Annotated in this window: 26 protein-coding genes, 2 tRNA genes and 1 riboswitch; of the genes, 12 read left to right on the forward strand and 16 right to left on the reverse strand. The window is 60.9% G+C overall.

Annotated elements, in window-relative coordinates; all coding sequences use genetic code 11:
* The 4 genes from BUE21_RS10220 to smpB form a co-directional block, all read right to left on the reverse strand.
* A complete protein-coding gene (locus BUE21_RS10220; protein WP_073356576.1) occupies window positions 1-2,208 on the reverse strand; it encodes a TonB-dependent siderophore receptor in 2,208 nt (735 codons plus the stop codon).
* An 89-nt stretch (window positions 2,209-2,297) separates the two neighbouring features.
* Window positions 2,298-2,414, reverse strand: a riboswitch (TPP riboswitch).
* A gap of 60 nt (window positions 2,415-2,474) precedes the next feature.
* Entirely contained in the window at window positions 2,475-4,562 is a 2,088-nt protein-coding gene (locus tag BUE21_RS10225) for a heavy metal translocating P-type ATPase (RefSeq protein WP_073356577.1), read from the reverse strand.
* A gap of 70 nt (window positions 4,563-4,632) precedes the next feature.
* Window positions 4,633-5,082 (reverse strand): GatB/YqeY domain-containing protein, encoded by a 450-nt coding sequence (locus BUE21_RS10230; protein WP_073356578.1) that lies wholly within the window; start codon window positions 5,080-5,082, stop codon window positions 4,633-4,635.
* A 39-nt stretch (window positions 5,083-5,121) separates the two neighbouring features.
* Window positions 5,122-5,604 carry an SsrA-binding protein SmpB gene (smpB, locus tag BUE21_RS10235; protein ID WP_073356579.1) on the reverse strand — a complete coding sequence of 161 codons (483 nt, stop codon included), beginning with the start codon at window positions 5,602-5,604 and terminating at the stop codon, window positions 5,122-5,124.
* Window positions 5,605-5,898: 294 nt separating this feature from the next.
* On the opposite strand from smpB, the gene BUE21_RS10245 reads away from it, so the two are divergent.
* The 3 genes from BUE21_RS10245 (at window position 5,899) to BUE21_RS10255 (ending at window position 8,014) form a co-directional block, all read left to right on the forward strand.
* A complete protein-coding gene (locus tag BUE21_RS10245) occupies window positions 5,899-6,354 on the forward strand; it encodes a type II toxin-antitoxin system RatA family toxin (RefSeq protein WP_073356597.1) in 456 nt (151 codons plus the stop codon).
* Between the two features lie 418 nt (window positions 6,355-6,772).
* Window positions 6,773-7,111: a hypothetical protein gene (locus BUE21_RS14535; protein ID WP_234971118.1), complete on the forward strand. Its 339-nt coding sequence runs from the start codon at window positions 6,773-6,775 to the stop codon at window positions 7,109-7,111.
* 33 nt (window positions 7,112-7,144) lie between these two features.
* Complete coding sequence (locus BUE21_RS10255) at window positions 7,145-8,014, forward strand: porin (protein ID WP_327068959.1); 870 nt, start codon at window positions 7,145-7,147, stop codon at window positions 8,012-8,014.
* 10 nt (window positions 8,015-8,024) lie between these two features.
* Here the strand turns inward: BUE21_RS10255 and BUE21_RS10260 are convergent, their stop codons facing one another.
* Genes BUE21_RS10260 through BUE21_RS10275 form a run of 5 tightly spaced genes read right to left on the reverse strand, consistent with a single transcriptional unit; the run spans window position 8,025 to window position 11,054 of the window.
* On the reverse strand, window positions 8,025-8,543 hold the full coding sequence (locus tag BUE21_RS10260) for a Fur family transcriptional regulator (protein WP_073356583.1): 519 nt from the start codon (window positions 8,541-8,543) through the stop codon (window positions 8,025-8,027).
* The gene (locus BUE21_RS15010) at window positions 8,540-9,088 is read right to left on the reverse strand and encodes an alpha-hydroxy-acid oxidizing protein (protein ID WP_234971119.1); all 549 of its coding nucleotides are present in this window, start codon (window positions 9,086-9,088) and stop codon (window positions 8,540-8,542) included. Before BUE21_RS15010 ends, BUE21_RS10260 begins: the two co-directional genes overlap by 4 nt.
* Window positions 9,033-9,470: an alpha-hydroxy-acid oxidizing protein gene (locus tag BUE21_RS15015; RefSeq protein WP_234971120.1), complete on the reverse strand. Its 438-nt coding sequence runs from the start codon at window positions 9,468-9,470 to the stop codon at window positions 9,033-9,035. The genes BUE21_RS15010 and BUE21_RS15015 overlap by 56 nt, the downstream gene beginning before the upstream one ends.
* A 10-nt stretch (window positions 9,471-9,480) precedes the next feature.
* On the reverse strand, window positions 9,481-10,161 hold the full coding sequence (locus tag BUE21_RS10270) for a Fe2+-dependent dioxygenase (protein ID WP_073356584.1): 681 nt from the start codon (window positions 10,159-10,161) through the stop codon (window positions 9,481-9,483).
* 38 nt (window positions 10,162-10,199) lie between these two features.
* Window positions 10,200-11,054, reverse strand: coding sequence for a TonB-dependent receptor (locus BUE21_RS10275; RefSeq protein WP_084523160.1), 855 nt, complete (start codon window positions 11,052-11,054; stop codon window positions 10,200-10,202).
* Window positions 11,055-11,236: 182 nt separating this feature from the next.
* On the opposite strand from BUE21_RS10275, the gene BUE21_RS10280 reads away from it, so the two are divergent.
* Together BUE21_RS10280 and BUE21_RS10285 are read left to right on the forward strand one after the other, a co-directional pair.
* Entirely contained in the window at window positions 11,237-11,965 is a 729-nt protein-coding gene (locus BUE21_RS10280) for a response regulator transcription factor (protein ID WP_073356598.1), read from the forward strand.
* On the forward strand, window positions 11,962-13,314 hold the full coding sequence (locus tag BUE21_RS10285; protein WP_073356585.1) for a sensor histidine kinase: 1,353 nt from the start codon (window positions 11,962-11,964) through the stop codon (window positions 13,312-13,314). Before BUE21_RS10280 ends, BUE21_RS10285 begins: the two co-directional genes overlap by 4 nt.
* On the opposite strand, the gene BUE21_RS10290 is transcribed toward BUE21_RS10285, so the two are convergent.
* From BUE21_RS10290 to BUE21_RS10300, 3 genes are all read right to left on the reverse strand, one after another.
* On the reverse strand, window positions 13,286-13,669 hold the full coding sequence (locus BUE21_RS10290; RefSeq protein ID WP_073356586.1) for an MAPEG family protein: 384 nt from the start codon (window positions 13,667-13,669) through the stop codon (window positions 13,286-13,288). The two genes, BUE21_RS10285 and BUE21_RS10290, sit on opposite strands and share 29 nt — an antisense overlap.
* On the reverse strand, window positions 13,666-14,376 hold the full coding sequence (locus BUE21_RS10295) for an SIR2 family NAD-dependent protein deacylase (RefSeq protein WP_073356587.1): 711 nt from the start codon (window positions 14,374-14,376) through the stop codon (window positions 13,666-13,668). The genes BUE21_RS10290 and BUE21_RS10295 overlap by 4 nt, the downstream gene beginning before the upstream one ends.
* Before the next feature lie 122 nt (window positions 14,377-14,498).
* Window positions 14,499-16,469 (reverse strand): MFS transporter, encoded by a 1,971-nt coding sequence (locus BUE21_RS10300; protein WP_073356588.1) that lies wholly within the window; start codon window positions 16,467-16,469, stop codon window positions 14,499-14,501.
* Between the two features lie 169 nt (window positions 16,470-16,638).
* On the opposite strand from BUE21_RS10300, the gene BUE21_RS10305 reads away from it, so the two are divergent.
* From BUE21_RS10305 to phaR, 4 genes are all read left to right on the forward strand, one after another.
* Window positions 16,639-17,385, forward strand: a complete 747-nt coding sequence (locus BUE21_RS10305) for a helix-turn-helix domain-containing protein (protein ID WP_073356589.1) — start codon at window positions 16,639-16,641, stop codon at window positions 17,383-17,385.
* Between the two features lie 85 nt (window positions 17,386-17,470).
* A tRNA-Val gene (locus BUE21_RS14710) sits at window positions 17,471-17,574 on the forward strand.
* Window positions 17,575-17,604: 30 nt separating this feature from the next.
* Window positions 17,605-18,003: an HIT family protein gene (locus BUE21_RS10310; protein ID WP_234971121.1), complete on the forward strand. Its 399-nt coding sequence runs from the start codon at window positions 17,605-17,607 to the stop codon at window positions 18,001-18,003.
* Window positions 18,004-18,036: 33 nt separating this feature from the next.
* Complete coding sequence (phaR, locus tag BUE21_RS15185; protein WP_084523164.1) at window positions 18,037-18,948, forward strand: polyhydroxyalkanoate synthesis repressor PhaR; 912 nt, start codon at window positions 18,037-18,039, stop codon at window positions 18,946-18,948.
* Here the strand turns inward: phaR and BUE21_RS10325 are convergent.
* Both BUE21_RS10325 and fabI read right to left on the reverse strand, forming a co-directional pair.
* Window positions 18,917-19,462 carry an AAA family ATPase gene (locus tag BUE21_RS10325; protein WP_073356591.1) on the reverse strand — a complete coding sequence of 182 codons (546 nt, stop codon included), beginning with the start codon at window positions 19,460-19,462 and terminating at the stop codon, window positions 18,917-18,919. The two genes, phaR and BUE21_RS10325, sit on opposite strands and share 32 nt — an antisense overlap.
* Before the next feature lie 18 nt (window positions 19,463-19,480).
* Complete coding sequence (gene fabI / locus BUE21_RS10330) at window positions 19,481-20,263, reverse strand: enoyl-ACP reductase FabI (protein WP_073356592.1); 783 nt, start codon at window positions 20,261-20,263, stop codon at window positions 19,481-19,483.
* Between the two features lie 124 nt (window positions 20,264-20,387).
* Between fabI and BUE21_RS10335 the strand changes: the two genes are divergently transcribed.
* The 3 genes from BUE21_RS10335 to BUE21_RS10345 all read left to right on the forward strand — a co-directional run bounded on the left by BUE21_RS10335 (window position 20,388) and on the right by BUE21_RS10345 (window position 23,449).
* Window positions 20,388-22,268 (forward strand): extracellular solute-binding protein, encoded by a 1,881-nt coding sequence (locus tag BUE21_RS10335; RefSeq protein WP_084523166.1) that lies wholly within the window; start codon window positions 20,388-20,390, stop codon window positions 22,266-22,268.
* Between the two features lie 29 nt (window positions 22,269-22,297).
* Entirely contained in the window at window positions 22,298-23,320 is a 1,023-nt protein-coding gene (gene galE / locus BUE21_RS10340; protein ID WP_073356601.1) for a UDP-glucose 4-epimerase GalE, read from the forward strand.
* Between the two features lie 52 nt (window positions 23,321-23,372).
* Window positions 23,373-23,449: transfer RNA gene (locus BUE21_RS10345), tRNA-Met, on the forward strand.
* A gap of 274 nt (window positions 23,450-23,723) precedes the next feature.
* On the opposite strand, the gene BUE21_RS10350 is transcribed toward BUE21_RS10345, so the two are convergent.
* Together BUE21_RS10350 and BUE21_RS10355 are read right to left on the reverse strand one after the other, a co-directional pair.
* A complete protein-coding gene (locus tag BUE21_RS10350) occupies window positions 23,724-24,065 on the reverse strand; it encodes a conjugal transfer nickase/helicase domain-containing protein (protein ID WP_073356593.1) in 342 nt (113 codons plus the stop codon).
* Window positions 24,062-24,357, reverse strand: a 296-nt coding sequence (locus BUE21_RS10355) for a transposase (protein ID WP_200796724.1), incomplete at its 5' end; no start/stop codon positions are given. The genes BUE21_RS10355 and BUE21_RS10350, both read right to left, overlap by 4 nt.

The following is a 24,357-nucleotide window of genomic DNA, read 5'->3' on the forward strand; positions in this document are numbered from 1 at the left end:
TCACCACTCCACCCGCACCGAGGCGCGAATGGTGCGCGGCGCGGAGGGGAACAGGTACACGCCGTCCCAGTCGGTGGGGGCGGCTTCGCGCCAGTAAATATGGTCGCTGAGGTTTTCCACGTTCAGCGTCCACTGCACCAGCCGTTCGCCCACCACATGCTCATAGCGCGCGCCTGCGTCGATCTGCCAGCCGCGTGGCAGCACGGCCCGGCCATCGCTGGTGGCACGCTTGCCGTCCTGTACCCAGGCCAGGGCGTTGAGCGACAGGCCGGGCAGGGCTTGCAGCCGGTAGTCGCTGAACAGCGAGGCAGTGAACAGCGGGATGTTGGTGACGCGCTGCCCCTGCAATGCCGGGTTGTGCGAGTGGGTATAGCGCGCATCCAGCCAGGCGGTGCTGGCTTGCAGCGACCATTGCGGCGAGACGCGCCCGGCGGCATTCAGCTCCAGCCCCCGGTGCCGGGCTTGACGCGCACCGCCCAGGTAGCGCGGCAGGCTTTCGCCGGGCAGGGTGACGGTTTCGGCTGAAGGCTTGTCGATCTCGAACACCGCTGCCGACAGCAGCAGCCGATCACCGGCCTGCCACTTCACGCCCACTTCCTTCTGTGTGCTCTTGAGCGCGGGCAAGACTTCGCCCGCATTCACATAGCGGCTGGGGCGGTTGGGGGCCACATCCAGTTCCACGCCCTTGCCCCAGGAGGCGTACAGCGTCCAGTCGGTGGCGGGTTGCCAGGTCAGGCCCAGCCAGGGAGTGCTGACGGTCTGCTCCAGCGCAACACCACGGCTGCCATCGGTACGGATGCTGCGCCGATCCAGCCGCGTAAGCCGCAGTCCCACAAAGCTCTGCCACTGCGCATTCCAGTGTGTGTGCAGCGAGGCGAAGGCGGCGAGCGATTCCTCGTCGGTATTCGTGTTGGGCGTGGTCAGTTGCGGGTCGGCGGGCAGCACCACGGGTTGGTAGATGTTGCTGGTTCCCACCCAGTTGTAGGCTTGCAGGGCAGGTTCGCGGTGGCGCGAGTCGTAGCCGGAAACGCCCAGCTTGAGCTGGTGCGAGAGTCCGGCCAGCGTCAGTTTGCCGTCCAGTGCGGCCTCCCAACTGGTGAGGTGGCGGCGGATGCCATCGTTGCGGTAGTCGTACACGTCCACGTCGCCATTGGCACACAGGCCGGGGTAGATGGCCCCGCAGCCATCGGGGAAGGCTATGCGGTCGTTGATGCGGGTGCGGCTGTGGCCCACGGCCAGCTTGGCCTGCCAGTCGTCAGAGAACCGATGTTCCAGCCCCAGTTGCAGCGTGCCTGCTTCGGTCTGATAGGGCAATGACCACGGCTGGCTGTTGAGGTTGCGGCGTGGGTTGATGGGGCCAGTGGGCAGGCTTTCGGCCACGCCGTCGCCATCCGCGTCCAGCAGCCCGAGTCCGGGCACGGAGGGTTGCGACTTGCGGTGGTATTCCAGATCGGCCGTCAGGCGCGTGTCGCGGGTCAATGGGGCATCCACGGCCAGGGAGGCGAAGCGGCGTGAGCCATCGGCCCCATCGTAGTGGCTGTGCAAGTTTTCTGCGGCCAGGTTCAGGCGCACGCCCACCGTGCCCAGGTGGCGGCTGGTGTCCAGGTGCAGTTTGCTGCCGCCGTATTCATTGCCATGCAGGGACACGGCGGTGAAGTCGTAGGGCTGGGGCTTTTTGGTGACGTAGTTCACCAGCCCACCCGGCGCAGATACGCCGCTTTGCAGCCCGGCCACGCCCTTGAGCACTTCGATGCTGTCCTTGTTCTCGAAGGCCACGGGCGCAAAGTTGTTCACCACCAGCCCGTTGCGCTGGTAGTTGCCCAAGTGACTGAGCATGAAGCCGCGCACATTGAGGTTCTCCACATAACCGGGGGTGTTGTAGTTGTCGCTCATGGAGGCATCCAGCCGCAGTGCCTGCGAGAGGGTCTGCATGCCGGTGGCGGCGATCAGGTCGGAACCCAGCACGGTGATGCTTTGCGGGGTCTGCGCGAGGGGTACATCGAAGTCGCCCACGGCAGCCTGCTCCACGTCGAACACCGGCCCGGCCTTGGTGCTGATGGTGACTTCGTCCAGGCTCTGGCTGTCCTGGGCCTGTGCCCACGCGGGTGTGGCAGCGCAGACGGCCAGCCACCAGGCACAGGAGCGCGAGAGGGAGAAGCGGGCGGGAATGCGCCCACGGCGGGAATGTGGCGAATGGTGAATTGCCATCGAAACGTCCTTTGCATTCGACGGCAGGGCATGGATATGGAAATGCGCAAGGCCCACACGCAGGCAGATGCCAGGGCGTGCAGGCCAATGGTGCTTCCACAACGCTTCCCTGCGCAAGTATTACCTTGATCAAGTTCCAGGGTGTCATCTCAGCCGGTGGCTTGTTCGCTTGCACGAAAAATCCACCAGCACCCCTAGCGTGTGTTGCGCCAGTCAGCATCCCATGACAGGGATATGACCGGCGCGGCGCAATTATAGGCAGGTTCTCAAAGGGGTTTTCGGCTTTTGCCCCAATGCCACTGGCGCAGACGCATGCCGTTGGCGATCACCAGCAGAGTGATGCCCAGGTCGGCGGCCACAGCCATCCACATGCTGGCGTAGCCCGCCACGGCCAGGGCCATGAACACGGCCTTGCCCAGCAAGGCCAGCAGCATGTTCTGCCAGACGATGGCGTGGGTCTGGCGTGCCAGCGCGAACGCCTGGGGCAGGGCGGTGATGCGGCTGTCCATCAGCACGACATCGGCGGCTTCGGCGGCAATGTCGGTGCCTTGCGCACCGCCAATGGCAATGCCCAGGTCGGAACCGGCCAGTGCGGGTGCGTCGTTGATGCCGTCACCCACCATGGCCGTGGCTCCAGCCTGCTGGCGCAGTGCATCGATGGCTTGCAGTTTCTGCGCAGGCAGCAGGCCTCCGTGCGCATCGGTAATGCCCACGCGCTGGGCAATGTGGCGGGCGGCCAGCACGTTGTCGCCGCTGAACAGGGCGGTGCGCAGTCCCATGCCGTGCAGTTGGGCCACGACATCGGCGGCTTCGCCGCGCACGGTGTCGGTGACCGCGAACACGGCCTGAATGGTGCCGGCACACTCCAGTGCAGTGAGGGCAAATCCGGCATTGCGCCATGCCTGTATCTGTGACTGCAAGGCCGGTGTGGGCACGATGCCATCGGCGGCCAGCCAGTCCAGGTTGCCCATGCGCACGCGCTGGCCCTGCCAGATGCCCTCCTGTGCGTCGGCCTGCAAGCCCGCACCGGGGTTCTCGTGGACGTTTGCCAGTGCCGGTGTGGGCAACGGCTCTGCCAGACTGGCTTGCAAGCCCTGTGCAATCGCCTTCGATACCGGGTGCGCGGAACGTGCGGCCAGTGCGGCAGCCAGCGCGGGAATCTGCACCTGAGCTTCACCATCGGTCGCGTGGGCGGACTGCCAGGCTTCGAGACGGGTATTGCCTTCGGTCAGGGTACCGGTCTTGTCGAAGGCCACGGCACGAATGGCATGGGCTTTCTCCAGGGCCGCTCCGCCCTTGAACAGCACGCCCTGACGGGCGGCATTGCCCAGTGCGCTGACCACGGCCACCGGCGTGGCAATCACCAGCGCGCAGGGGCAGGCAATCACCAGCAGCGCGAGGGCGCGGTACACGGCCTCCTGCCAGCTCCAGCCGGGCAGCCAGGGCAGCAGAATGGCCAGCAGCAGGGCGATCACCATCACCGCCGGGGTATAGATGGCGGCAAAGCGGTCGATATTGCGCTGCACCGGCGCACGGGCGTTCTGTGATTGCTCCACCAGTTCCACCATGCGATCCAGTGTGGTGGTTCCCAGTGCGTGGCTGACGCGCACCGTCAGTTCCGCGCTGGTGTTGATGGTGCCTGCAAACACCGGTTCGTCCACAGTCTTGAGCACGGGTGTGCTTTCGCCGGTGACGGGAGCCTGGTTGATGGCACTTGCGCCGTGGACGATCACGCCATCCAGCGCGATGCGCTCGCCGGGGGCAATGCGCAGCAGGGTGCCGGGCACGATGTCGCGCAGTGCGGTTGTGCGTGGCGTGCCACCGGGCTGGACGACGGTGGCGGTGTCGGGCAGTTGCAGCATCAGGTCGCGCACGGCATTGCGGGCCTTGTGCATGGCGGCATCTTCGAGTTTCTCGGCGGCAACGAACAGGGCCATCACCATGGCCGCTTCGGCCCAGTGCCCGATCAGGAAGGCCCCGGTCACAGCGACGGCCATCAGCGCGAGAATGCCCAGTTGGCCCCGGAACAGCGCGCGCATGCCACTCCAGTACACGCCGGTTCCGGCCATGCCGATGGCAGCCAGAGCCAGTGCCATGCCACCCCAGCGGCTCCATGCGGCATCGGGCCAGAGGTAGCCCAGCAATTCCGCGCCCAGGGCCAGCCCCAGGGCCACGGCAACCCGCCACCAAGCGGGCAAGGTGCCGTGATCGTGGCCATCGTCGCCACTGCTGTCGGGCGGGCTGCTACCGCATCCGCACGATGAGCAGCAGGAGGCAGCCGGTGCGGGAGCGCGGTGGGAGGAGTGATCGTGGCCCGATGGGCCGTGCGAGGAAGAGGGGTGTGAGTGTGTCATGCAGACATTGGAAACCTTCAAGCCGCTACAAGGTCAAGGCGTAAGGTTTTGCCAGTGTCTGCGTGGAAACTCACTGACCGCTCAATGCGGCCTTGACGGCGGCCGATACCGCTGCCATGTCGGCCTTGCCGGCCAGTTCTTTCTTGGCCGCGCCCATCACTTTGCCCATGTCGCCGGGGCCGCTGGCTCCCAGGGCGGCAACGATCTGCGCCACGGCAGCAGCCACTTCGGCTTCGGACAGGCGTTGCGGCAGATAGTGTTGCAGGATGTCCAGCTCGGCTTGCTCCTGATCGACCAGGTCCTGACGATTGGCCTGGGCGAAGGCCGTGATGGAGTCCTTGCGCTGCTTCACCAGCTTGTCCACGATAGCGACGATGGCGGCATCGTCCAGTTCCACGCGCTCATCCACCTCCTTTTGCTTGATGGCGGCCTGCAACAGGCGGATGGTGCCCAGGCGTTGGCTTTCCTTGGCACGCATGGCGGATTTCATGTCTTCGGTGATTTGGGCTTTCAGGCTCATGGCAATGATGGGGGTAGGGTGGTTTCAAAAAAAGAGGGGTCAGCGGCTACGGTTCTTCATGGCGCGCTCGACTTCGCGCTTGCCTTCGCGCTCCTTGATGGTGCTGCGCTTGTCGTACTCGGCCTTGCCCTTGGCCAGCGCAATCTCACACTTGACCAGGCCGTTCTTCCAGTACAGCGACAGCGGCACGAGCGTGTAGCCCTTTTGCTCGACCTTGCCGATGAGGCGGCGGATTTCCTCGCGGTGCAGCAGCAGCTTCTTGGTGCGGTCGGGTTCGGGTTGGACGTGTGTGGAGGCGGACTTGAGCGGATTGATCTGCCCGCCGATCAGGAACAGCTCGCCTTCGCGGATGACCACATAGCCATCGGTGAGCTGGGCCTTGCCGGAGCGCAGGGCCTTGACCTCCCAGCCGTAGAGCACGATACCGGCCTCGTGCCGCTCTTCCAGAAAGTAGTTGAAGAAGGCACGCTTGTTTTCGGCAATGCGCGATGAAGGGTTGTTTTTATTTTTGGATGTGACCATAGATGCAAGGGGTGCGCGTGGAGGTGCGGCAGTGGTCGCCGGGATGCTGGGCGAAACCACACGCCAGCGCGATTAAAATCGGCGGTTTGGCCGGGCTGCGCATCGGGCGCAAACGGCCATTGTCGCATTGGCGCACGCAGAGGGCAAGATTGTGCCACTTCCACGCGTTCGCGCACACATGGCGCACCGTCCAGACGGTGCGCCGCCAGTACCAGCCAACACGGCAGAATACGAAACAATGATGAGAATTCACGTCACAAGGCAATCCCGGCGGGTGGAGGATGAATGGCAGGCATGAAACATGTGGAGAAGTCCGCCCTGGTGTGGTTCAGTCCGACGCAGATGTTCCATCTGGTCACGGATGTGGCGCGTTACCCGGAATTCCTGCCCTGGTGCGATCACAGCAAGGTGCTGGAGCAGGACGAACAGGGCATGACCGCCGAAGTGGGCATTGCCTTCTCGCGCATCCGCCAGTCCTTCGTGACCCGCAACACCCATGTGGGCATCGAGAAAGTGCTGATGCGGCTGGTCAAGGGGCCGTTTTCCAGCCTGCACGGGGAATGGACTTTTTCGCCGCTGGGAGCGGCTGGCTCCGATGAGCCGCCCAAGGCCTGCAAGGTGGGGCTGCGGCTGAGCTACGACTTCGACAATCTGGCCCTGCGCATGCTGGTGGGGCCGGTGTTTGACAAGATTGCCAATTCGATGGTCGAGGCTTTCGTCAAACGCGCCCACGCCCTTTACGAATCCTGAATGCGCACCGCCCCATGGCTTGGAGCTATGTCAAGCCATGAAAAGATCGGCCCATAAACCGTTCTGGCCATAAAACCACGCCCTGCCGTGGGCATGGCAGGGCCAACCACCGTCTTGCGTGGTCTGGCCCAGATCAATCCCTCCCTTCCAGCGAGTCTTTGCCCCTGGCTTCGTCCGATCACGCAAGCCTGGGGCTGGCACGCCCGTGCCATATCCATTTCCGTGAACATTGCTGGAATATGTTTATCGGAATAAAAATATTCAAATTGATTTTTATGAATTCACGATCCAAACAAATATTCAACATATGAAATAAAAATTTTTTATTTGTTAATTTTCTGAATCAACAATAAATAAATAAAAAATCAGTATTTTGATGGTGATTTTCCACGGTGGCAGAATGCCGCGATCGAGAAAAATGCAAAACCCAATTCATATACAAACACCTTCATTCAATGATGGCGTTTTGAATAAGGATTGCTTTTTTCTCGTCGGCAGTATCGCCAAATCCGAAGTTTTTCCCTATCAACTTTCTGATCCATTCAAGCACGAGGAGCTTATGAAAAAAGAAAAATACCTTTCCATGATTCCACCAGCATTGCTGGTCACGGCCATGGTCGCATCGCCTGCGGTATGGGCCAATGTGACCCTTTATGGTGTGGCCGATGTGGGCCTGTTCAGTACCCAGCAGAAAATTGCCGGCGTTCAGGAACGCACCACCGGATTGGTGAGCGGTGGACAGGCCGCCTCACGCTGAGGTCTGCGTGGCACGGAAGACCTGGGCAATGGCCTGCAAGCCAAATTTCAATTCGAGGGCGGAATCAATGCCACCACAGGCGATGTCCTGAACCAGAACCGGCATTTTGGGCGCAGTGCCTGGCTGGGCATTGGCGGCCGTCTGGGGGACTTGCAACTGGGGCGGCAGACCACTTCATCGTCTGATTTCTTTGCACCAGCGGCCAGCCCGTTCGGCAATGCCTTTTCTCAGGCAGGGATTGGAAAATCGGGCTTCCGTGCATCCAATACCGTTTTCCAGGATCGGGTCGTCAAATACATTTCTCCCAAGTTTCAGGGTTTCGATCTGGGAGCCAGTTATTCATTCAATACCAGGGGAGAGCAGCAGCAGCGCAGCGAAAACACCCAGTCCACGAGTGTTTCCCTGCGTTACCAGGGAGACAAAACCACGCTGGTGGCAACGTATGACCGCGTATCGCCTGCCAACAGTGATCCGAATGCACATGGCCATCGTCCCTCGGCCATTCAACTGGGAGGCAATCACCGGCTGGGGGCCGTGCATATTTATGCAGGCTGGAGCCAGCAAAAGGATGGCTGGATCAAAAGCTCCGATGGCGCGGCCACCGGTTCCAACCATCTGGGACAAAGCGGCTACTTCGATGGCAGTGTCGATGCCTGGCTGTTGGGCGCAAAACTGACAGCCCAGCGTCACCAGTGGTTTGGCACCCTGCAATATGTCGATCCCGAGCGCAAGGCATTCCAGGCAGGCGAAGCCGTTCATGTATTCAATGCCGGTTACACCTACGATTTCTCCAAACGAACCAACTTCTATGTGGTGGCGAGCTACTTCGATGGTGATCTCTACGGTTTCGAGCGCGACAGCCACAGCCGCCAATTCGGCTTCGGCCTGCGCCACCGTTTCTGAGTTGTGAATCTCAGTGACCCCGGTAGCCGGGCCAGGCTCGTCGGCGGATATGCTGGTGTTTGGCGCACTGGGTGCATACGACCAGAATGGTCATGGGCTGGGCGGCCACATCCAACCCCTGGGCCTGTGCCAGTTGCTGCAAGCGTTCCTGAAGGGCCGGGTCATGAACCTGGGTGGCACAGCCGCAGTGTTCGCACACAATGCGGGTGTCGCACACGCTGGCCTGTGGCTGGCTGCGGGTGTACACGGCCTTGCCGCCGCAGAGGCTGGCGCGCCACTCCTGAAGCGCGAAGCCGTGTTCGACGAAGTCCTTGAGGGCGCGGTACACCGTCCCCTGGCTGGCGACCAGTCCGCTGGACAGCATGTCGCGGAACACGGTTTCGGCATCAAGGCGTTCGGGTGCGCGTGCTTCCAGTATCTGCCACACGCCAATGCGGGCCGTGGTGGGGCGCAGGCCGGCAGCGCGCAGGTGTTCGACTATGGCAGCCTTGGCATCGTGAAAGGAAGAAAAGGTAGAAGTGGCAGTCATGCGGTGTCCTCCCTGCATGGCATCAGCAGGCTGGTGTGGATATCGGCGAGTGTGCGGCACCCGGTCAGTACCATGGCAGCTTCCAGTTCACTGCGCAACAGGTTCAGCACATGGGCAACTCCGGCAGCCCCTGCCACAGCCAGACCATGCAGAATGGGCCGCCCCACCATGATGGCCGACGCACCCAGTGCCAATGCCTTGAGTATGTCGGTGCCACGGCGAATGCCACCATCGACCAGCACGGGAATGCGGCCATCCACTGCCGCAACGATGCGGGGCAGCACCTCCAGCGTGGCGGGTACGGTATCCAGCACCCGGCCACCGTGGTTCGAGACGATGATGCCCGCTGCTCCCGCCTGGAGCGCAGGGGCGACATCCAGCGGATGCAGAATGCCCTTGAGCAGCACCGGCAGGCGGGTCTGCTGAATCAGCCATGCCATATCGTCCCAGTCGGGCAGCCGTGCGACCAGAGGATGGTGCAGCAGCGATTCACCCGCGGACAGGCTGGCTTGCCCACCGGCCTGGGCGTAGGGCAACAGATTCACCGGGCGAATGTGCGCGGGCAATTGAAAGCCATGCCGCTGCTCGGCGTTGCGCAGCCCTTGACGCAAGGGCGGTGGCGTATTCGCCATCGGGGTGGGCCAATGCGTGGTAGGCGGTGGGGGCAATGAAAACAGGGTGTTCGTAGCGAAAACCGAACAGTTCGAGGGCGGTATGACCCCCGGCCACCTGTCCCAGCACCTGGGGCAGCAGGGCCAGCCGCTGGAATGCCTGCTCGTTCCATGCCTGGGTCACGCCATCGGCACTGCCACCGTGCAGATAGGCCCAGACATCGGCAGGCAGCCGCTGGCGGGCGCAGGTTTCGTAATCGCGCAGGCAGGCCAGCCTGGCGAGGCTGGCGGTGGTCGTGGCATCATGGGTTGGCATGGAATGGCATTCAGGTCTGCGCCCACTGGCGGATGAGGTTGTGGTAGGTGCCGGTCAGGCGCGTCACGTCCTGGGCGTTGTCGGGTTTTTGTGCCAGTTGCTGGATGGTCTGGTCCAGATCGAACAGGATGGCCCGCTGTGCGTCGTCCTGCACCATGCTTTGCGTCCAGAAGAAAGAGGCCACGCGCTGTCCGCTGGTGACGGGGCTGACGCGGTGCAGGCTGGAGCCGGGGTACACCACGGCATGTCCGGCAGGCAGCTTGACGCGTTCGATGCCATAGGTATCGTTGATGATGAGTTCCCCCCCTTCGTATTCCTGCGGGTCGTTCAGGAACACGGTGGTGGATACATCGGTGCGGACGCGCTGACCCGAGAGCGGATCGACGCGGATGGCGTTGTCGATGTGAAAGCCATACTCGCCCCCGCCCCGGTAGCAGTTGAACATCGGCGAGAGGATTTTCAGCGGCAGCGCGAACGAGATGAAACGCGCATTGCCCGAGAGGGCATGCAGAATCACCTGTCCCATTCGCACTGCCACTTCGTCCTGTGCCCGCAATTGCTCGTTGCTTTTCTGGCGCATGGCAGCGTAGCCAGCCGTTTCACGGCCGTCATGCCACCGCGCCTGTGCCAGCAGGGTGCGCATGTGTTCCAGTTCCTGCCGGTTCAGCACGTTTTCGATCACCAGCATCATGGCTGCGCCTCCTGTGGGTTGAATGGCCTGGGAGCCGGTCAGTCGCCCAGATCAGGCATGTCGTTGTTCTCGAGGTGCGAGTAAGACAGGGTGGCCCGTGTGGGAGTGCCCAGTCCGAATGCAACCGATGGAGCCACACCCCAGCGATCAACGGTCACGCCACCGCGCCCGGCAATTTCACCGCCCATTTTCATGACGTTCAGACGTGCAGCACCTGTTTCCGAGAACTGCATGTTCACGTCGGCTGTGGTGCGCCATTGGCTGGCATTGCCAACGCCTGCACTGACCTCAGCAAAACGGGCCAGTTGGGGTGATTTGGTGCTCAGGTTGATGCTGCCACCCGTGCCGCCACGGCCTGTGTAGGCGGAGCTTGGCCCCTTGATGACTTCCACTGCTTCCAGGTTGAAGGTTTCATGTGAGCCACGGGCATAGTCGCGCACACCGTCAATGAAAATGTCGGTACTGGCTTCGTAGCCACGCACGAACGGGCGGTCACCGGTGGGAGTGCCACCTTCACCGGAACCCAGTGTGATGCCGGGTGTGGTGCGCAGCACATCCGCCAAAGAGGCTGCGCCGCGATCCTTGATGAGTTCTTCGGTAATGATGGTCACGGAACGCGGTGTATCCAGCAGTGGTGCGGTGAATTTCGGGTTGCTGCTAACTGCCGGTGTCTGATAGCTGCTGTCAGCTTCACCGGTCACCACCACTTCGGCCAATGTGTTCGCCTGCGGCGCATCGGTACTTTGCGCGTAAGATGCCGGGGCCATGGCCACCGCGCTGCCAATCATGGCCCCCATGAACACGGAGCGTTTGAATGCGGGTTCAAACGCGCTCTGAAAACTCTCTGGCGGAAGCAGGGTAATGGCGGGTGCATCGGCATGGCTTTGGGTCATAGGAATCCTTGGAGCAGGTTGATGGAGTGAAAGCGGTCGGACTTTAGAAAATGAGGCGTTGAATTTCCGTGGAACCTGATAAAAAACAGAATAAAGAATGAAAACGCGAATGGCTTTTTATTTGATTCGATGTTTTTTTCACATCGGATTCGTTAATCTGTTCGCGGATGCCCGAAACCAAAATGCCGTATAACAAACCGCCGATTCCCTATACCGTGCTGATCGTGGAAGACGAGCGCGTGATTGCCGAAAACATCCTGCTGGTGCTGGAGCGTGAAGGATTCGTGGCCGATATCGCGCCCAATGCCCATGCCGCCCTGTATGAACTGGAGCACGGCCTCTACGATCTGGTGCTGCTGGACATTGGCCTGCCCGGCATGGACGGCTACCAGATGCTGCGCACCATGCGCCAGGAACTGCGGCTGTCCACCCCCGTGCTGCTGCTGACCGCCCGCACCACGCTGGAAGACAAGCTGCAAGGCTTTACCGATGGGGCCGACGATTACCTTACCAAGCCATTCGCGCTGGAAGAAGTGGTGATGCGCACGCGGGCACTGATACGCCGCTCCCGGCAACTCTCCGACACCGCCTTTGAACTGCACCACGGCCCGTTGCGCTATGTGGTGGCCGAGCAACTGGTGACTGTGGAAGGCCGCGTGCTGCGGCTCTCGCGCAAAAGCCTGATGATTCTGGAGCTGCTGCTGCGCTATGCAGGCCGGGTGGTGCCCCGGCAGCGGCTGGAAGACTACCTGTGGCAGGGTGAGCCGCCCTCCACCGAGGCAGTGCGCAGCCAGCTTCACCTGCTGCGCAAGGCCCTGCATGCGCAAGGCTATGACGGCATCGAAACCGTACACGGCATTGGCTGGCGGCTCAAGCCCGCCGATGCCATGGCTACACCACCCGAGCCATGAAAACCAGAAAATCCCTGCGCTGGCGCATCACCCTGGTGCTGACCTGCCTCATCAGCCTTGCCGTGTGCCTGGCGGCCATACTGACCTATGGCGTTTATCTGCACATGGAAAAAAGCATGATGAAGAAGCTGGTGCAGACCGAATCGGCCCGGCTGGTCTCGCGCGTCACGCGCTTTGGTGGCCATTGGGAACATCCATTCGAGCGGGACATGGGGCCATCCATGTACGCCTGGGCCGAGTCGGATCACGTCAGGGCCGAAAGCATGCCCCCCGTGCTGCGCGAACTGCCAGTGGGCCTGCACGAACTGGACCAGGGCGACAGCATCTGGCATGTGGCCGTGGCCGAAGCGATGGATGGCAACCTCTATGTGCTCTACGATTCCGTGGTTGTGCGCCAGCAGATGCGTGAATTCACCTACGCACTGATGGGCATTGTGCTGGGCTGCTCGGTGCTGTCGCTGCTGGTCAGTCGCACCGTGGCACGCTGGCTGACCACACCGCTGAACGTACTGGCCGAACGGCTGGAACGCTGGGCACCCAGTGCCCCGGACGCCGCCCTGTCGCCCCATGCCAACGAGGCCGACCGTCTTATGGATGCCTTCAACCGCGTGCAACACCAGGTGGATGCCTCGATTGCCGACCAGCGCGAATTCTCCGCCAACCTGCACCACGAGATTCGCACGCCCCTGACCGTCATCCGCAGCGATGCCGAACTCATGCTGACGCACTGCGTGAGCGACCCGGCGGCCGTGAACCTGCGGCTGGAACGCATCGTCCGTTGCGTGCAGGAAATCGACCAGTCGCTGGAAAGCACCTTCAGCATTGCCTGCGCGCGCTTCGAGGACAAAACCCCCGTCTCCCTGCATGCGTGCGTGGACGACATCATCGAAAGCCTGGAACTGGAAGCGGGCAAGGCCGGGCTGCACTTCGTGAATGCAGTCCCTCCCACCCAGCAGGAAGACCTCAGCCACCACGCACTGCTGACGGTGATGCGCAACATCATGCGCAATGCCGTGCTGCACGCAGCTCCGGCAGAACTGGTGATCGAATCCGTACCCCACGGGCTGAGCTTTACCGATTCAGGCGCGGGCATTGCTCCGGCAGAACTCTCGAACATCTTCGACCGCTACTTCAGCAACCGACGTGCCGACCAGCTCCAGCGCAGGGAACGGGATGGCCACACCCCGGCAGAAGCCAACCAGACGGGGCTGGGACTGGCGATTGCCAAGCGCGTCTGCGTCATGCAGGGCTGGAGCCTGGAAGTGGCCTCGCCCGTGGCCGAAGGCCGGGGCACGCGCTTTACGCTGCTGTTCCGGCAGGCTACGCTGCCGCCACAAACAGCCCCATGATGCACAGCAGCCCCACCACCCAGAGCAGCGAACGCAGGCTGGACTGGTCGGCCACATAGGCCAAGCAGTAGCCGATACGACTGAGCACGAACAGCACGGCCAGCGCATCCACCCAGCCCTGGCTGGCCTGGCCCGTGGCGTGTGCGATCAGCACCGCAGCGGCAAACGGCGCGAAAATCTCATGGCTGTTGGCCTGTGCTGCATTGGCACGCGCAGCCACACCCTCGGTGCTGGCCCAGAAAGCGCGTGGATTGGCGTTGTCACGCCGCTGGAAGCCACCACGCAACTTGCCATAGTAGGCACAGCCCAGCGGAATGAACACACCCAACAGAATGCACCAGTAAGCGATGGTCATGCGCAGCCCTCCATCCAGTGGGACACAATCGGCGGAACCAGTTCGGTGGCCTTGCCTTGCAGGTACTGAAACTCGGCAGGAACCCGCTGCACCTCGAAGGCGATCAGCAGCTTTTCGGCCTCGATGGGGCTGTATTCCACCAGCGCGGCCGCCGGAAAAACCGACAGCGACGTGCCAATGGTCAGCACCTTGTGCGCCTGCGTGAAGTGGTGGGCAGCCGCATCCAGATGCAGCACCTGCTCACCAAACCAGACGACGTGCGGGCGCAACTGACTGCCATCGGGGGCCGCCTCACCCAGCTCAATGGTGGGCCTGCGCAGCGGCACCACCAGGTCTGCATCCGCAGAGCTTTGGCCCTTGAGGATTTCACCGTGCAGATGAATCACCTGGCTGGAACCGGCACGTTCATGCAGATCATCGATATTCTGGGTGACGATGACCACCTCAAAACAGGCTTCGAGGCGCGCCAGTGCCAGGTGTGCGGCATTGGGCCGGGCATTCAACACATTCTGGCGACGCTGGTTGTAGAACTCCAGCACCAGTGCAGGATCAGCGGCAAAGCCCTCGGGCGTGGCCACATCCTCGATGCGGTGCTCGTGCCACAGTCCATTGCTGTCGCGGAAAGTCTGGATACCACTTTCAGCACTGATGCCCGCGCCGGTGAAGACGACGATCTTGGGCTTTCGTTCATCACGTTGATGTCTCATTTTTTCATGGCAATCAAAAATATGGCGGGTACTTCTTCCATAGAGCAGTATGACGGTTTTCTGGGGGCACGTCGGCGCGACCGGCAGCCAGTTTACCTGATTGCGCGGAAAACCACCTGTGGTCAGTTCCCGTCCTGGTTCAGCAAGGCCTGCACACGCGCCTGCAAGGCTTGCGGGCTGGTGTCCTGCGGGGGCAGGGGGGAGCCGATTTCCAGCCCGACGCGGTTGAACAGACCACGCCTGAAGGGCTTGGTCATGGCGACATTTTCGCCGTTGCGGGTTTCGATGCGCGAGAAAAACGACCCCCACAGCCGCGTCAAAGCCATCGGCACCACGGGCACGGCAATGCCTTCACGGCCCGCATCGTCCACGATTTTCTGCACGCCCCGACGGAACCGCTGCAACTGGCCGTCACGGGTGATGCCGCCTTCGGGGAAGATGCCCAGCAGATCACCGTCGCGCAGCACCTGGGCGGCGCGGGCGAATGCGGCATCGAAGACTTCGGGCTGCTCTTTCTGCGGCGCAATCGGAATGGCCTTGGCCAGCCGGAACACCAGCCCCAGCAGCGGCGTGCGGAAGATGCGAGCGTCCATGATGAAGTAAATGGGGCGCGGGCTGGCAGCCATCAGCAAAATGGCATCGATGAAGCTGACGTGGTTGCACACCAGCACGGCGGGGCCACTGGCGGGAATGTGCTCACGCCCACGCACCCGGAAGCGATAGACCAGATGCGTCATGATGAAGGCAATGAAGCGCAGCAGGTATTCGGGCACCAGCAGGAAGATGTAGCCTGCCACCAGCGCGTTGGCCACCGCCAGCAGCAGGAACAGTTGCGCAATGCTCACCCCCAGTTGCAGCAACGCACCGGCCAGCACGGCACTGACGATCATGAACAGGGCGTTGAGAATATTGTTGGCGGCAATGATGCGGGCACGGTGCGTGGGCTGGGAGCGCATCTGCACCAGTGCATACATGGGCACGCTGTAGAGGCCGATGAACAGGCACAGCAGCCCCAGGTCGGCCATGACGCGCCAATGCGCAGGGGCCGCCGTGAACTCGGCCACGCCCAGCAAACCGGCCGGGGCGGGCAGGGCGCGGGTGGCCAGGAACAAGTCGAACAGGAACACACTCATGCCGATGGCTCCCACTGGCACGAGGCCGATTTCCACCTGCTTGCGCGAGAGCACCTCGCACAGCAGCGAACCCGTGCCCACGCCCACCGCAAAGATCACCAGCAGCAGGCTGGCGACCTGTTCGTTGCCGTGCAGTACATCCTTGGCGATGCTGGGAAACTGGCTCATCATGACCGAGCCGACGAACCACATCCAGCTGATGCCCAGCAGCGAGCGAAACACCACCGGGTTGCGGTGTGCCAGCTTCAGGTTCTTCCAGGTCTCGCTGGCGGGGTTCCAGTTGATGCGCAGGTGGCGGTCGATGGCAGGCGAGACGGGAATGCGGTGGCTGACCCACAGCCCCAGCACGGCCACCACCAGGCAGGCCAGCGCGACGTGCAGCCGCCCTACCTCTGGTACGCTGATGAGCGCGCCACCGGCCAGGCTGCCCAGCAGAATCGCCACAAAAGTGCCCATTTCCACCATGCCATTGCCGCCGGTCAGTTCCGCTGGGTGCAGGTGCTGGGGCAGGTATGAGTATTTGACCGGCCCGAACAGCGTCGATTGCAGCCCCATGAAGAAGATGCAGCCCAGCAGCACCGCCACCTGCTGTTTCCAGAAGGCCAGTGCCGCCACGGCCATGATGGCAACCTCCAGCCATTTCAGGCGCGTGATGATGCGGCGTTTCTCGAACTTGTCGGCCAGTTGCCCGGCGGTGGCCGAGAACAGCAGAAAAGGCAGGATGAACACCGCGCCGATGACCAGCCCGGCCAGTTCGGCGGGCAGCCAGCCGCTTTGCAACTGGTAGGTCACCATCACGGTGAGGGCAAACTTGAACAGGTTGTCGTTGGCCGCACCGCTGAACTGCGTCCAGAAGAACCAGGCAAAACGCTGTTGCCCCAGCAGGCGGAACTGATTGACCTGTGCCGTGGCAAGCTGCGGGTCACGGGTGGCGTGAGAAGGAGAGTGGAGTTCATTCATGATGGAAAAGGAACAACAGTGCGAACGAATAGCGAATGTGTGCAGTGTGCGGGGAAAACCGCGACACCGGCATGATATGAATGTCGGGTCTATGGATGATGCCTGAATGGTATCTACAGACGATACCGTTATCATGTGTTTTGCAGACCTTCCCTTGCAGAGGACACCCATGACGACGACCAAGGAACTGGTTCAGGCCATCAAGAAAGAACTGAAAGTTCAGCACAAAACCTACGCCGATCTGGCCAGTGCCCTGGACATGGCAGAATCCAGCGTGAAGCGCATGCTGGCCAAGGGCGATATGCCGCTCTCGCGCGTCGATGCCATCTGCCAGGCCTTGGGCACGGACTTTGCCGAGATGGCGCGGCGCGTGGCCGACGAACGCCCCATGCTCACGCAATTGACCGCAGCGCAGGAAAGTGCCGTGGTGGCCGACCCCAAATTGCTGTTGGTGGCCATCAATGCCATGAGCCTGTGGACGGTGGAGCAGATGACCCAGACCTACCGCCTCAGCGAAGCCGAGTGCATCCGCTATCTGGCACAACTCGACCGCATCGGCATCCTGGAGTTGCGCCCGCTCAACCGCTACCACCTCAAGCTGGCCAAGACCTTCCGCTGGCGACCCAATGGCCCGGTCATGCAGTTCTTCCGCGATAACGTAGTGCTGGACTATTTCGGTGGCTCATTCGCCTATGACGATGAAGGCCTGTTTCTGGTACATGGCTCGGTCAGCCGGGCCGCCGCCACACAATTGCTGGAACGCTTGCAGAAAACCGGCCAGGATTTTGCCCGCCAGCACCTGACCGACCAGCACTTGCCCGCCACTGAACGCGAGGGCTATACGCTGGTGCTCGGGCTGCGCCGCTGGGAGTTCGCCGCGTTTGCAGCACTGCGCCGCACCACGGCCCGCCCATGATTTTGGATAAAAAAACATTTGCCAATCCAAAACGCCCTGAAGAAAATGCTATACTTTCGCTTTCTGCACAAAGCAAACCAAATTTGGGCAGTTAGCTCAGTGGTAGAGCACTGCCTTCACACGGCAGGGTTTTTTTAGATGACACATGTGTGCGAGGCTGCCAGCCCAGCGTTCCAGTCTGATTGCCCGCTGTGCCAGCACGATGGCGGAGAACTGGTCTTGCGCAATGCGCAACTGCGGGTGATTCACGCCCATGAAGCAGGATTTCCGGCATTTTACCGGGTGATCTGGAATGCCCATGTGGCCGAATGGTCAGACCTGTCGGCACAGGATCGGGCATACTGCATGGATGCTGTGGTAGTGGTCGAGCGGGTGCTGCGCGAGTGCCTGCAACCGCAGAAAATCAATCTGGCCAGTCTGGGCAATATGGTGGCGCACCTGCATTGGCATGTGATTGCCCGTTTCGACTGGGACAGCCATTTCCCCGCGCCAGTCTGGGCACAATCCCGTGCAGACGCACAAGAGTCACAGAACAACGTTCGGCTTCAGGCTCTGGAACAGCAGCTTCCGGCCTTGCATGATCGTCTGCGCCAGGCTTTACAGGCGGCGGGTTTTTGAGCAGGTTTTCTTGTTTCTGAAAGGGCGGTGTTCATGGAGTTTCGTCATTCACTGGCCGGTGCCGAGGTCGTGCCCACGCAGATCGTGCTGCATGGCCAGTCTCGGGTGCTGGAAATCCACTTTGCGACCGGCGAACAGTTCCGCCTGCCATTCGAGTTTCTGCGGGTGCATTCGCCTTCTGCCGAAGTGCAGGGGCATGGTGCAGGGCAGGAAGTGCTCCAGACCGGCAAGCGCGGGGTGGATATTGTCAGCCTGGAGCCGGTAGGCCACTATGGCATCAAACCGGTTTTCGACGATGGCCATGCCAGCGGCATCTTCAGTTGGCAGTACCTGTTCCATCTGGCAATGACGACAAGCCCCCAAAAAACCGGGTCTGAAACAGCGAAGTCCACCAAGGCGACAAAAACCACCAAACCCGTCCAGCCGACAGGGCGGGTCATCAAGAAATACCCCAATCGTCGCCTCTACGACATGGTCAGCTCCAGCTACATCACCCTGACCGATGTCAAGCAACTGGTATTGGAGCGCGAACCGGTGCAGGTGATCGATGCCAAGACCGGCGAAGACCTCACCCGCAGCATCTTCCTGCAAATCATTCTGGAAGAGGAGGTGGGCGGTTCACCGATTTTTTCCGAAGCGGTTCTGGCCAACATCATCCGCTTCTATGGCCACACGATGCAGGGTTTCATGGGAGCCTACATCGAGAAGAACATCCAGGCCATGTCGGAAATGCAGACGCAGTGGGTCGAGCAGACCAAGCACATGCCACCGGAATTCTGGCAGCAGTTTCCCGGCCTGAGCACACCGATTCTGCCGAATGTGATGGAAGACTACACCGAGCAATCCCGCCAGACCGTTCAGGCCATGCAGGAGCAGATGCAGGAACAGGTACGGCTCCAGACCGAGCAGTTTCTCAACCTGTTTGGCTTTCGGGGCACAAAATAGCCAGCGCGTGGGCCATGCGCTGTGGGCCTTGGCCAGCAATCAGCGCGAAAGGCGCGTGGAATGCCGTCAGATGCTGCTGGAGCAAGGCCAGCACCGGCCCTCGCACATGCGCGCCATCGCGTTGCAGTCCATCGGCCTGCCAGGGCACATCGTTGTTGAGCAGCAGCGTCTGCGCATAACGCTGCTGCAATGAGGCTGCCATCGCGTACAAGCTGCGGTCACCAAACACCAGTTCGCTGTACACAGCCGTCAGCAGTGGAGCAGTGTCGCAGAAAACCCATGCACTGCCATTTTGCCGCGCCCGCTCCAGCGCGGCATCTTCATTGGCAACCTGGGTTTGCAGAATGGAATGCTGTTCCTGCCTCTGCGGAGTGCGCCCCTGCAACTGCGTGAATGCACGCAGGTATTCAGGAACCCAGGGGCAATCGAAATGCCGCGCCAAAGCCTGTGCCAGCGTGGTCTTGCCGCTGCTTTCGGCTCCCAGGATGGCGACCAGACGCGGCGAAGTGGCCATGACTGCGGCGCGAAGCAATCAGGGAGCAGGCATGCCGATGGTCTGGCTGAAGCCACCATCGACGTACATGATCTCTGATGTCACACCCGCTGCCAGATCGGACAGCAGGAAGGCGGCGGCATTGCCGACATCCTCGATGGTCACGTTGCGGCGCAATGGCGAGGTTTCGGCAAAATTCGACAGCAGCTTGCCGAAGTCCTTGATGCCGCTGGCTGCCAGTGTCTTGATCGGGCCGGCACTGATGCCATTGACGCGAATGCCCTGTGGCCCCACGGCCTCGGCCAGATAGCGCACACTCGCTTCCAGGCTCGCCTTGGCCAGGCCCATGGTGTTGTAGTTGGGCACGGAGCGCACCGCGCCCAGATAGGAGAGTGTCAGCAGTGCGGCATTCGGGCGCAGCAAGGGCAGGGCGGCCTTGGCCAGTGCCGGGAAGCTGTAGGCACTGATGTCGTGTGCCACGCGGAAATTCTCGCGGCTCAGACCATCGAGAAAATTGCCGGCAATCGCCTCGCGCGGGGCAAAGCCGATGCTGTGGACAAAGCCATCGAACTGCGGCCAGTGGGCCGACAAATCAGCAAACAACCTCTCGATCTGGGCATCGTCCGACACATCGCAGTCGAACACCAGTTGGGAATTGAACTCGGCGGCAAACTCGCTGATGCGCCCCTTGAAACGCTCCCCGACATAACTGAACGCCAGTTCAGCTCCTTGCTCATGGCAGGCCTTGGCAATGCCATAGGCAATGGAACGGTTGGAAAGCACACCGGTAATCAGCAATTTTTTGCCGTTGAGAAAACCCATTCTGGACTCCTGTTGGAATTTTGGTTGATCGATACTGCGGGCGAACAGCCACACAGGTCATATCCTCATGCCTGTGCCTGTCTCACACTGGTGCGACAATTGTCGCATGTCTCTGCCACCTCCCATGCCACACCCACAGCCATCCCGCCAGCCACAACCTGCCATCCTGAAGCAGCTTTGCATCCGTCTGGCATTCGGTTTGCTTGCCAGCCTTCCGGCGTGGGCAGATTCTGGAGTGCGCCACGCCTATGCACTGTGGGGAGAGGCCAAATACCCGGCAGACTTCAGCCATTTCGACTACGCCAACCCCGACGCACCCAAGGGAGGCGAATTGCGGCTGGTCAGCAACCTGCGCAGTTCCACGTTCGACAAATACAACCCGTTCACCATACGCGGCTCGGCACCCGCCTATCTGGAAAGCCTGCTGTTCGAGAGCCTGCTCACCGGCAGTCTGGACGAAACGGCCACCGGCTACGGACTGCTGGCCGAATCCGTGGAAGTCGCACCCGATGGCCTGTCAGCCACTTTCCGCCTGCGCCCGCAAGCACGTTTTCACCACGGAAAACCCGTGCTGGCCGAAGACGTGCGTCACAGCTACGAAACCCTGATAAGCCCCCAGGCCATGCCCGCCTATGCTACCGTGCTGGCCGATGTGGAAAGTGCCGTCGTAGTGGACGAACGCACCATTCGCTTTCACTTTCGCCAGCCCAATCGTGAACTGCCTTTGCTGGTCGGCAGTCTGCCGATCTTCAGCCGCGACTGGGGCGTGGTGGATGGCAAGGCCAAACCATTTGATGCCGTCATCACCGATATTCCGATTGGCAGCGGCCCCTACCGCATCGGCCCGGTGGTCTTTGGCCGCGATGTCACCTATGTACGCGACCCGGACTACTGGGGCGCAGACCTGAACGTCAATCGAGGCAGTCATAACTTCGACCGCATCCACATTCCCATCTACCAGGACCACACGGCCAGACTGGAAGCCCTGAAGGCCGGTGAATTCGACCTCATGCAGTTCCATAGCGCAGGCGATTGGGCACGTCGCGTCAAGGGGCGCAGATTCGACAGCGGGGAACTGGTGAAAACCGAATTCGAACACAGCAACCCCACAGGCTTCCAGAGCTACCTGCTCAATGTACGCAACCCGCTGTTGCAGGATGTCCGGGTGCGCCAGGCCTTGTCGCTGGCAATGGACTATGAGTGGATGAACCAGCGATTGTTCTACAACGCCTACCGGCGTGTGCAGGGCATTTTCGGCAACACCGCCTGTCATGCAGAGGGAGCACCGTCAGAAAAGGAGCGGGCCTTGCTGGAGCCGTGGCGCGAACAGGTTCAGCCTGCGGTTTTCGCCCCCATTGAAGCACCTCCACGCACCGATGGCACACACAGCCTGCGCGACAATCTGCGCCAGGCCAGCGCATTGCTCGCCGAAGCCGGTTGGCAGGTGCAGAACGGCCAGCTGCGCAATGCCCAGGGCCAGCGCATGGTGCTGGAATACCTCACCAGTGGCGAGGCCAGCATCCGCACCGTCTCGCCGTGGATGCGCAATCTGGAAAAACTCGGCATTGACCTGCGTTTTCGTTCGGTGGATTTCGCTGTCTATCTGCAACGCATGCGCAACTTCGAGTTTGACATCATCAGCCTCAACCTTCAGGGAACCCACAACCCCGGTCAGGAATACGCCCAGCTATTCGGCAGTGCGGCGGCCGACCAGCCCGATTCCAGCAACTATACGGGCCTGAAAAACCCGGCGGTCGATGCCTTGATCGAGCAGATGGTGCAAGCCAACACCGTAGATGACTTCAACACAGCCTGCCGCGCGCTGGAGCGCGTCATCGTGAGTGAACGGGTGCTGATTCCCCAGTGGTACGCCAGCACTTACCGCATTGCCTACAACGCCCACCGCTTGCGTCACCAGTCACCCATGCCACCGTACACGCCGGTAGGCCGCCATGTGGAGAACTGGGTCATGTCGTATTGGTGGTCTGCCGATGCCCGGCCCTGAAACGCAATCTGCTGTTCTACAATCGCGCCATGCAAATACTGGTCACTGGAGGCGCGGGCTATATCGGCTCGCATACCGTTGTGGAGCTGCTGCAAGCAGGCCATGAAGTCGTGGTACTCGACAACCTCTGCAACAGCAGTCCTGTGGCACTGGAGCGGGTTGCACAGATCACACAACGCACACCCCGTTTCATACAGGCCGATGTGCGTGATGCTGCTGCACTTGACGCGCTGTTTGCAGCTCATAGCATCGATGCCGTCATCCATTTCGCGGGCCTCAAAGCCGTGGCCGAAAGCGTCCAGAAACCGTTGGCATACTACGACACGAATGTCAGCGGTTCCATCCAGTTGTTGCAGGCCATGCAGCGTGCGGGTGTATTCCGGCTGGTGTTCAGCTCCTCGGCGACCGTCTATGGACTGGATGCACCAGTGCCTTACCGCGAAACCATGCCATTGGGGCGTGCTGCCAATCCCTACGGAACCAGCAAGATCATGGTGGAGCAACTGCTGGCCGACCTTTGCCACAGTGATAGCCGCTGGGCGGTGGCGGCATTGCGTTACTTCAACCCGATAGGCGCACACCCCAGTGGCCTGATTGGCGAAGACCCCAGCGGCATTCCCAACAATCTGCTGCCTTTCATTACCCAGGTGGCCGTCGGACGACGTGATGCCCTGTCGATATTTGGTAACGACTATCCCACCCGAGACGGCAGTTGCGTGCGCGATTACCTGCACGTCAGTGACCTGGCACTGGGACACCTCAAGGCACTGGATGTATTGACCCAGCCAGGCTTGCAGGCATTCAACCTTGGGACAGGGCAGGGAGTTTCAGTCTTGCAAATAGTGCAGACCTTTGAGCGCGTTACCGGACAGACCATTCCCTGCATCATTGCATCTCGGCGTGCGGGCGATTTGCCAGCCTTCTGGGCCGATGCCAGCAAAGCAGCTCAAACATTGGGTTGGCAGGCTGCTCGATCCCTGGAAGATATGCTGCGCGATGCTTGGCACTGGCAGTCACTCCATCCTGATGGTTTTGTGAAAAAAATTTCCTGAAATAACCATTTTTACTTTCAGCCATTAAGAAACATCATATAATCTTCTCTTTGGCGCATTAGCTCAGCTGGTTAGAGCGACGGAATCATAATCCGCAGGTCCGGGGTTCGAATCCCTGATGCGCCACCAAATATAAAAAAGCCCTGCAAATTTTACAGGGCTTTTTTTAGCAGTGAATTTGAAGGTATATAAATTATTAAACATAATATACATCGTATCTAGCAATTGACGGCGGCAAAAAGCAGCCGCAACTGCTTGATTTCTATGACATTGAACTGCTTGATTTCTATGACATTGAGATGGTTTTAATGAGCCTGTTAATTGTGCCTATCCGTTTACACACGCCCCGAATTTACCACGGAATACTGTGGTGTCAACTTTCAGCCCACCAAAACACCTGCCCTCACAACAACTTCAGCACCGGGTTGCTTGGCGGCACCGGCTGCACCCACCTTGATGGCATCTCCAGCACTACCGCTGACAGCCTGCTGACTTCCTGCTCGCCTTTGCGCACCGCATACTTCACAATGTTTTGCCTGTTCGCCCCCTCCAGATGCCAGCCAGCTTTGATGACCGCTTTCTGCACCTGCATACCTAACTCGTTGATGCGCTGCGCATCCACTGTCAGCGTCGAAGCGTAATGCTTGAAAACCACTGGCGACACCAAAGCCATTCCCTCGGGCACAAAATGCACCAGTGCCCCGGTTTCGTTGTACTTATTGATCCGGCCCTCAAATAGTCTCAAGCCGCGTATTTGATTCGTGGGTCTCGGAAGTAAGCTTTGACGCGCTCGGGCTGCTGCTCCAGTTGGGACATGTGCTCGTTGGTGACAACGCGCAGTTTGGCCTTGGTGCGTGCGGGCACCTTGCTGGCGATCACGTGCTTGAGCTCTGCATTCAAGCGCTCGTCGGGGTTGAGCTCCGGGCTGTAGCTGGGCAGGTAGAACACCTCGATTGCATCAACGTGCTCGGCCAGCCACGCCTTGACCGGCTTGCAGTGATGCACACCCAGGTTGTCCAGGATCAGAAACACCTTGC

It is taken from the genome of Lampropedia hyalina DSM 16112, assembly GCF_900129055.1.
Classification (GTDB): domain Bacteria; phylum Pseudomonadota; class Gammaproteobacteria; order Burkholderiales; family Burkholderiaceae_C; genus Lampropedia; species Lampropedia hyalina.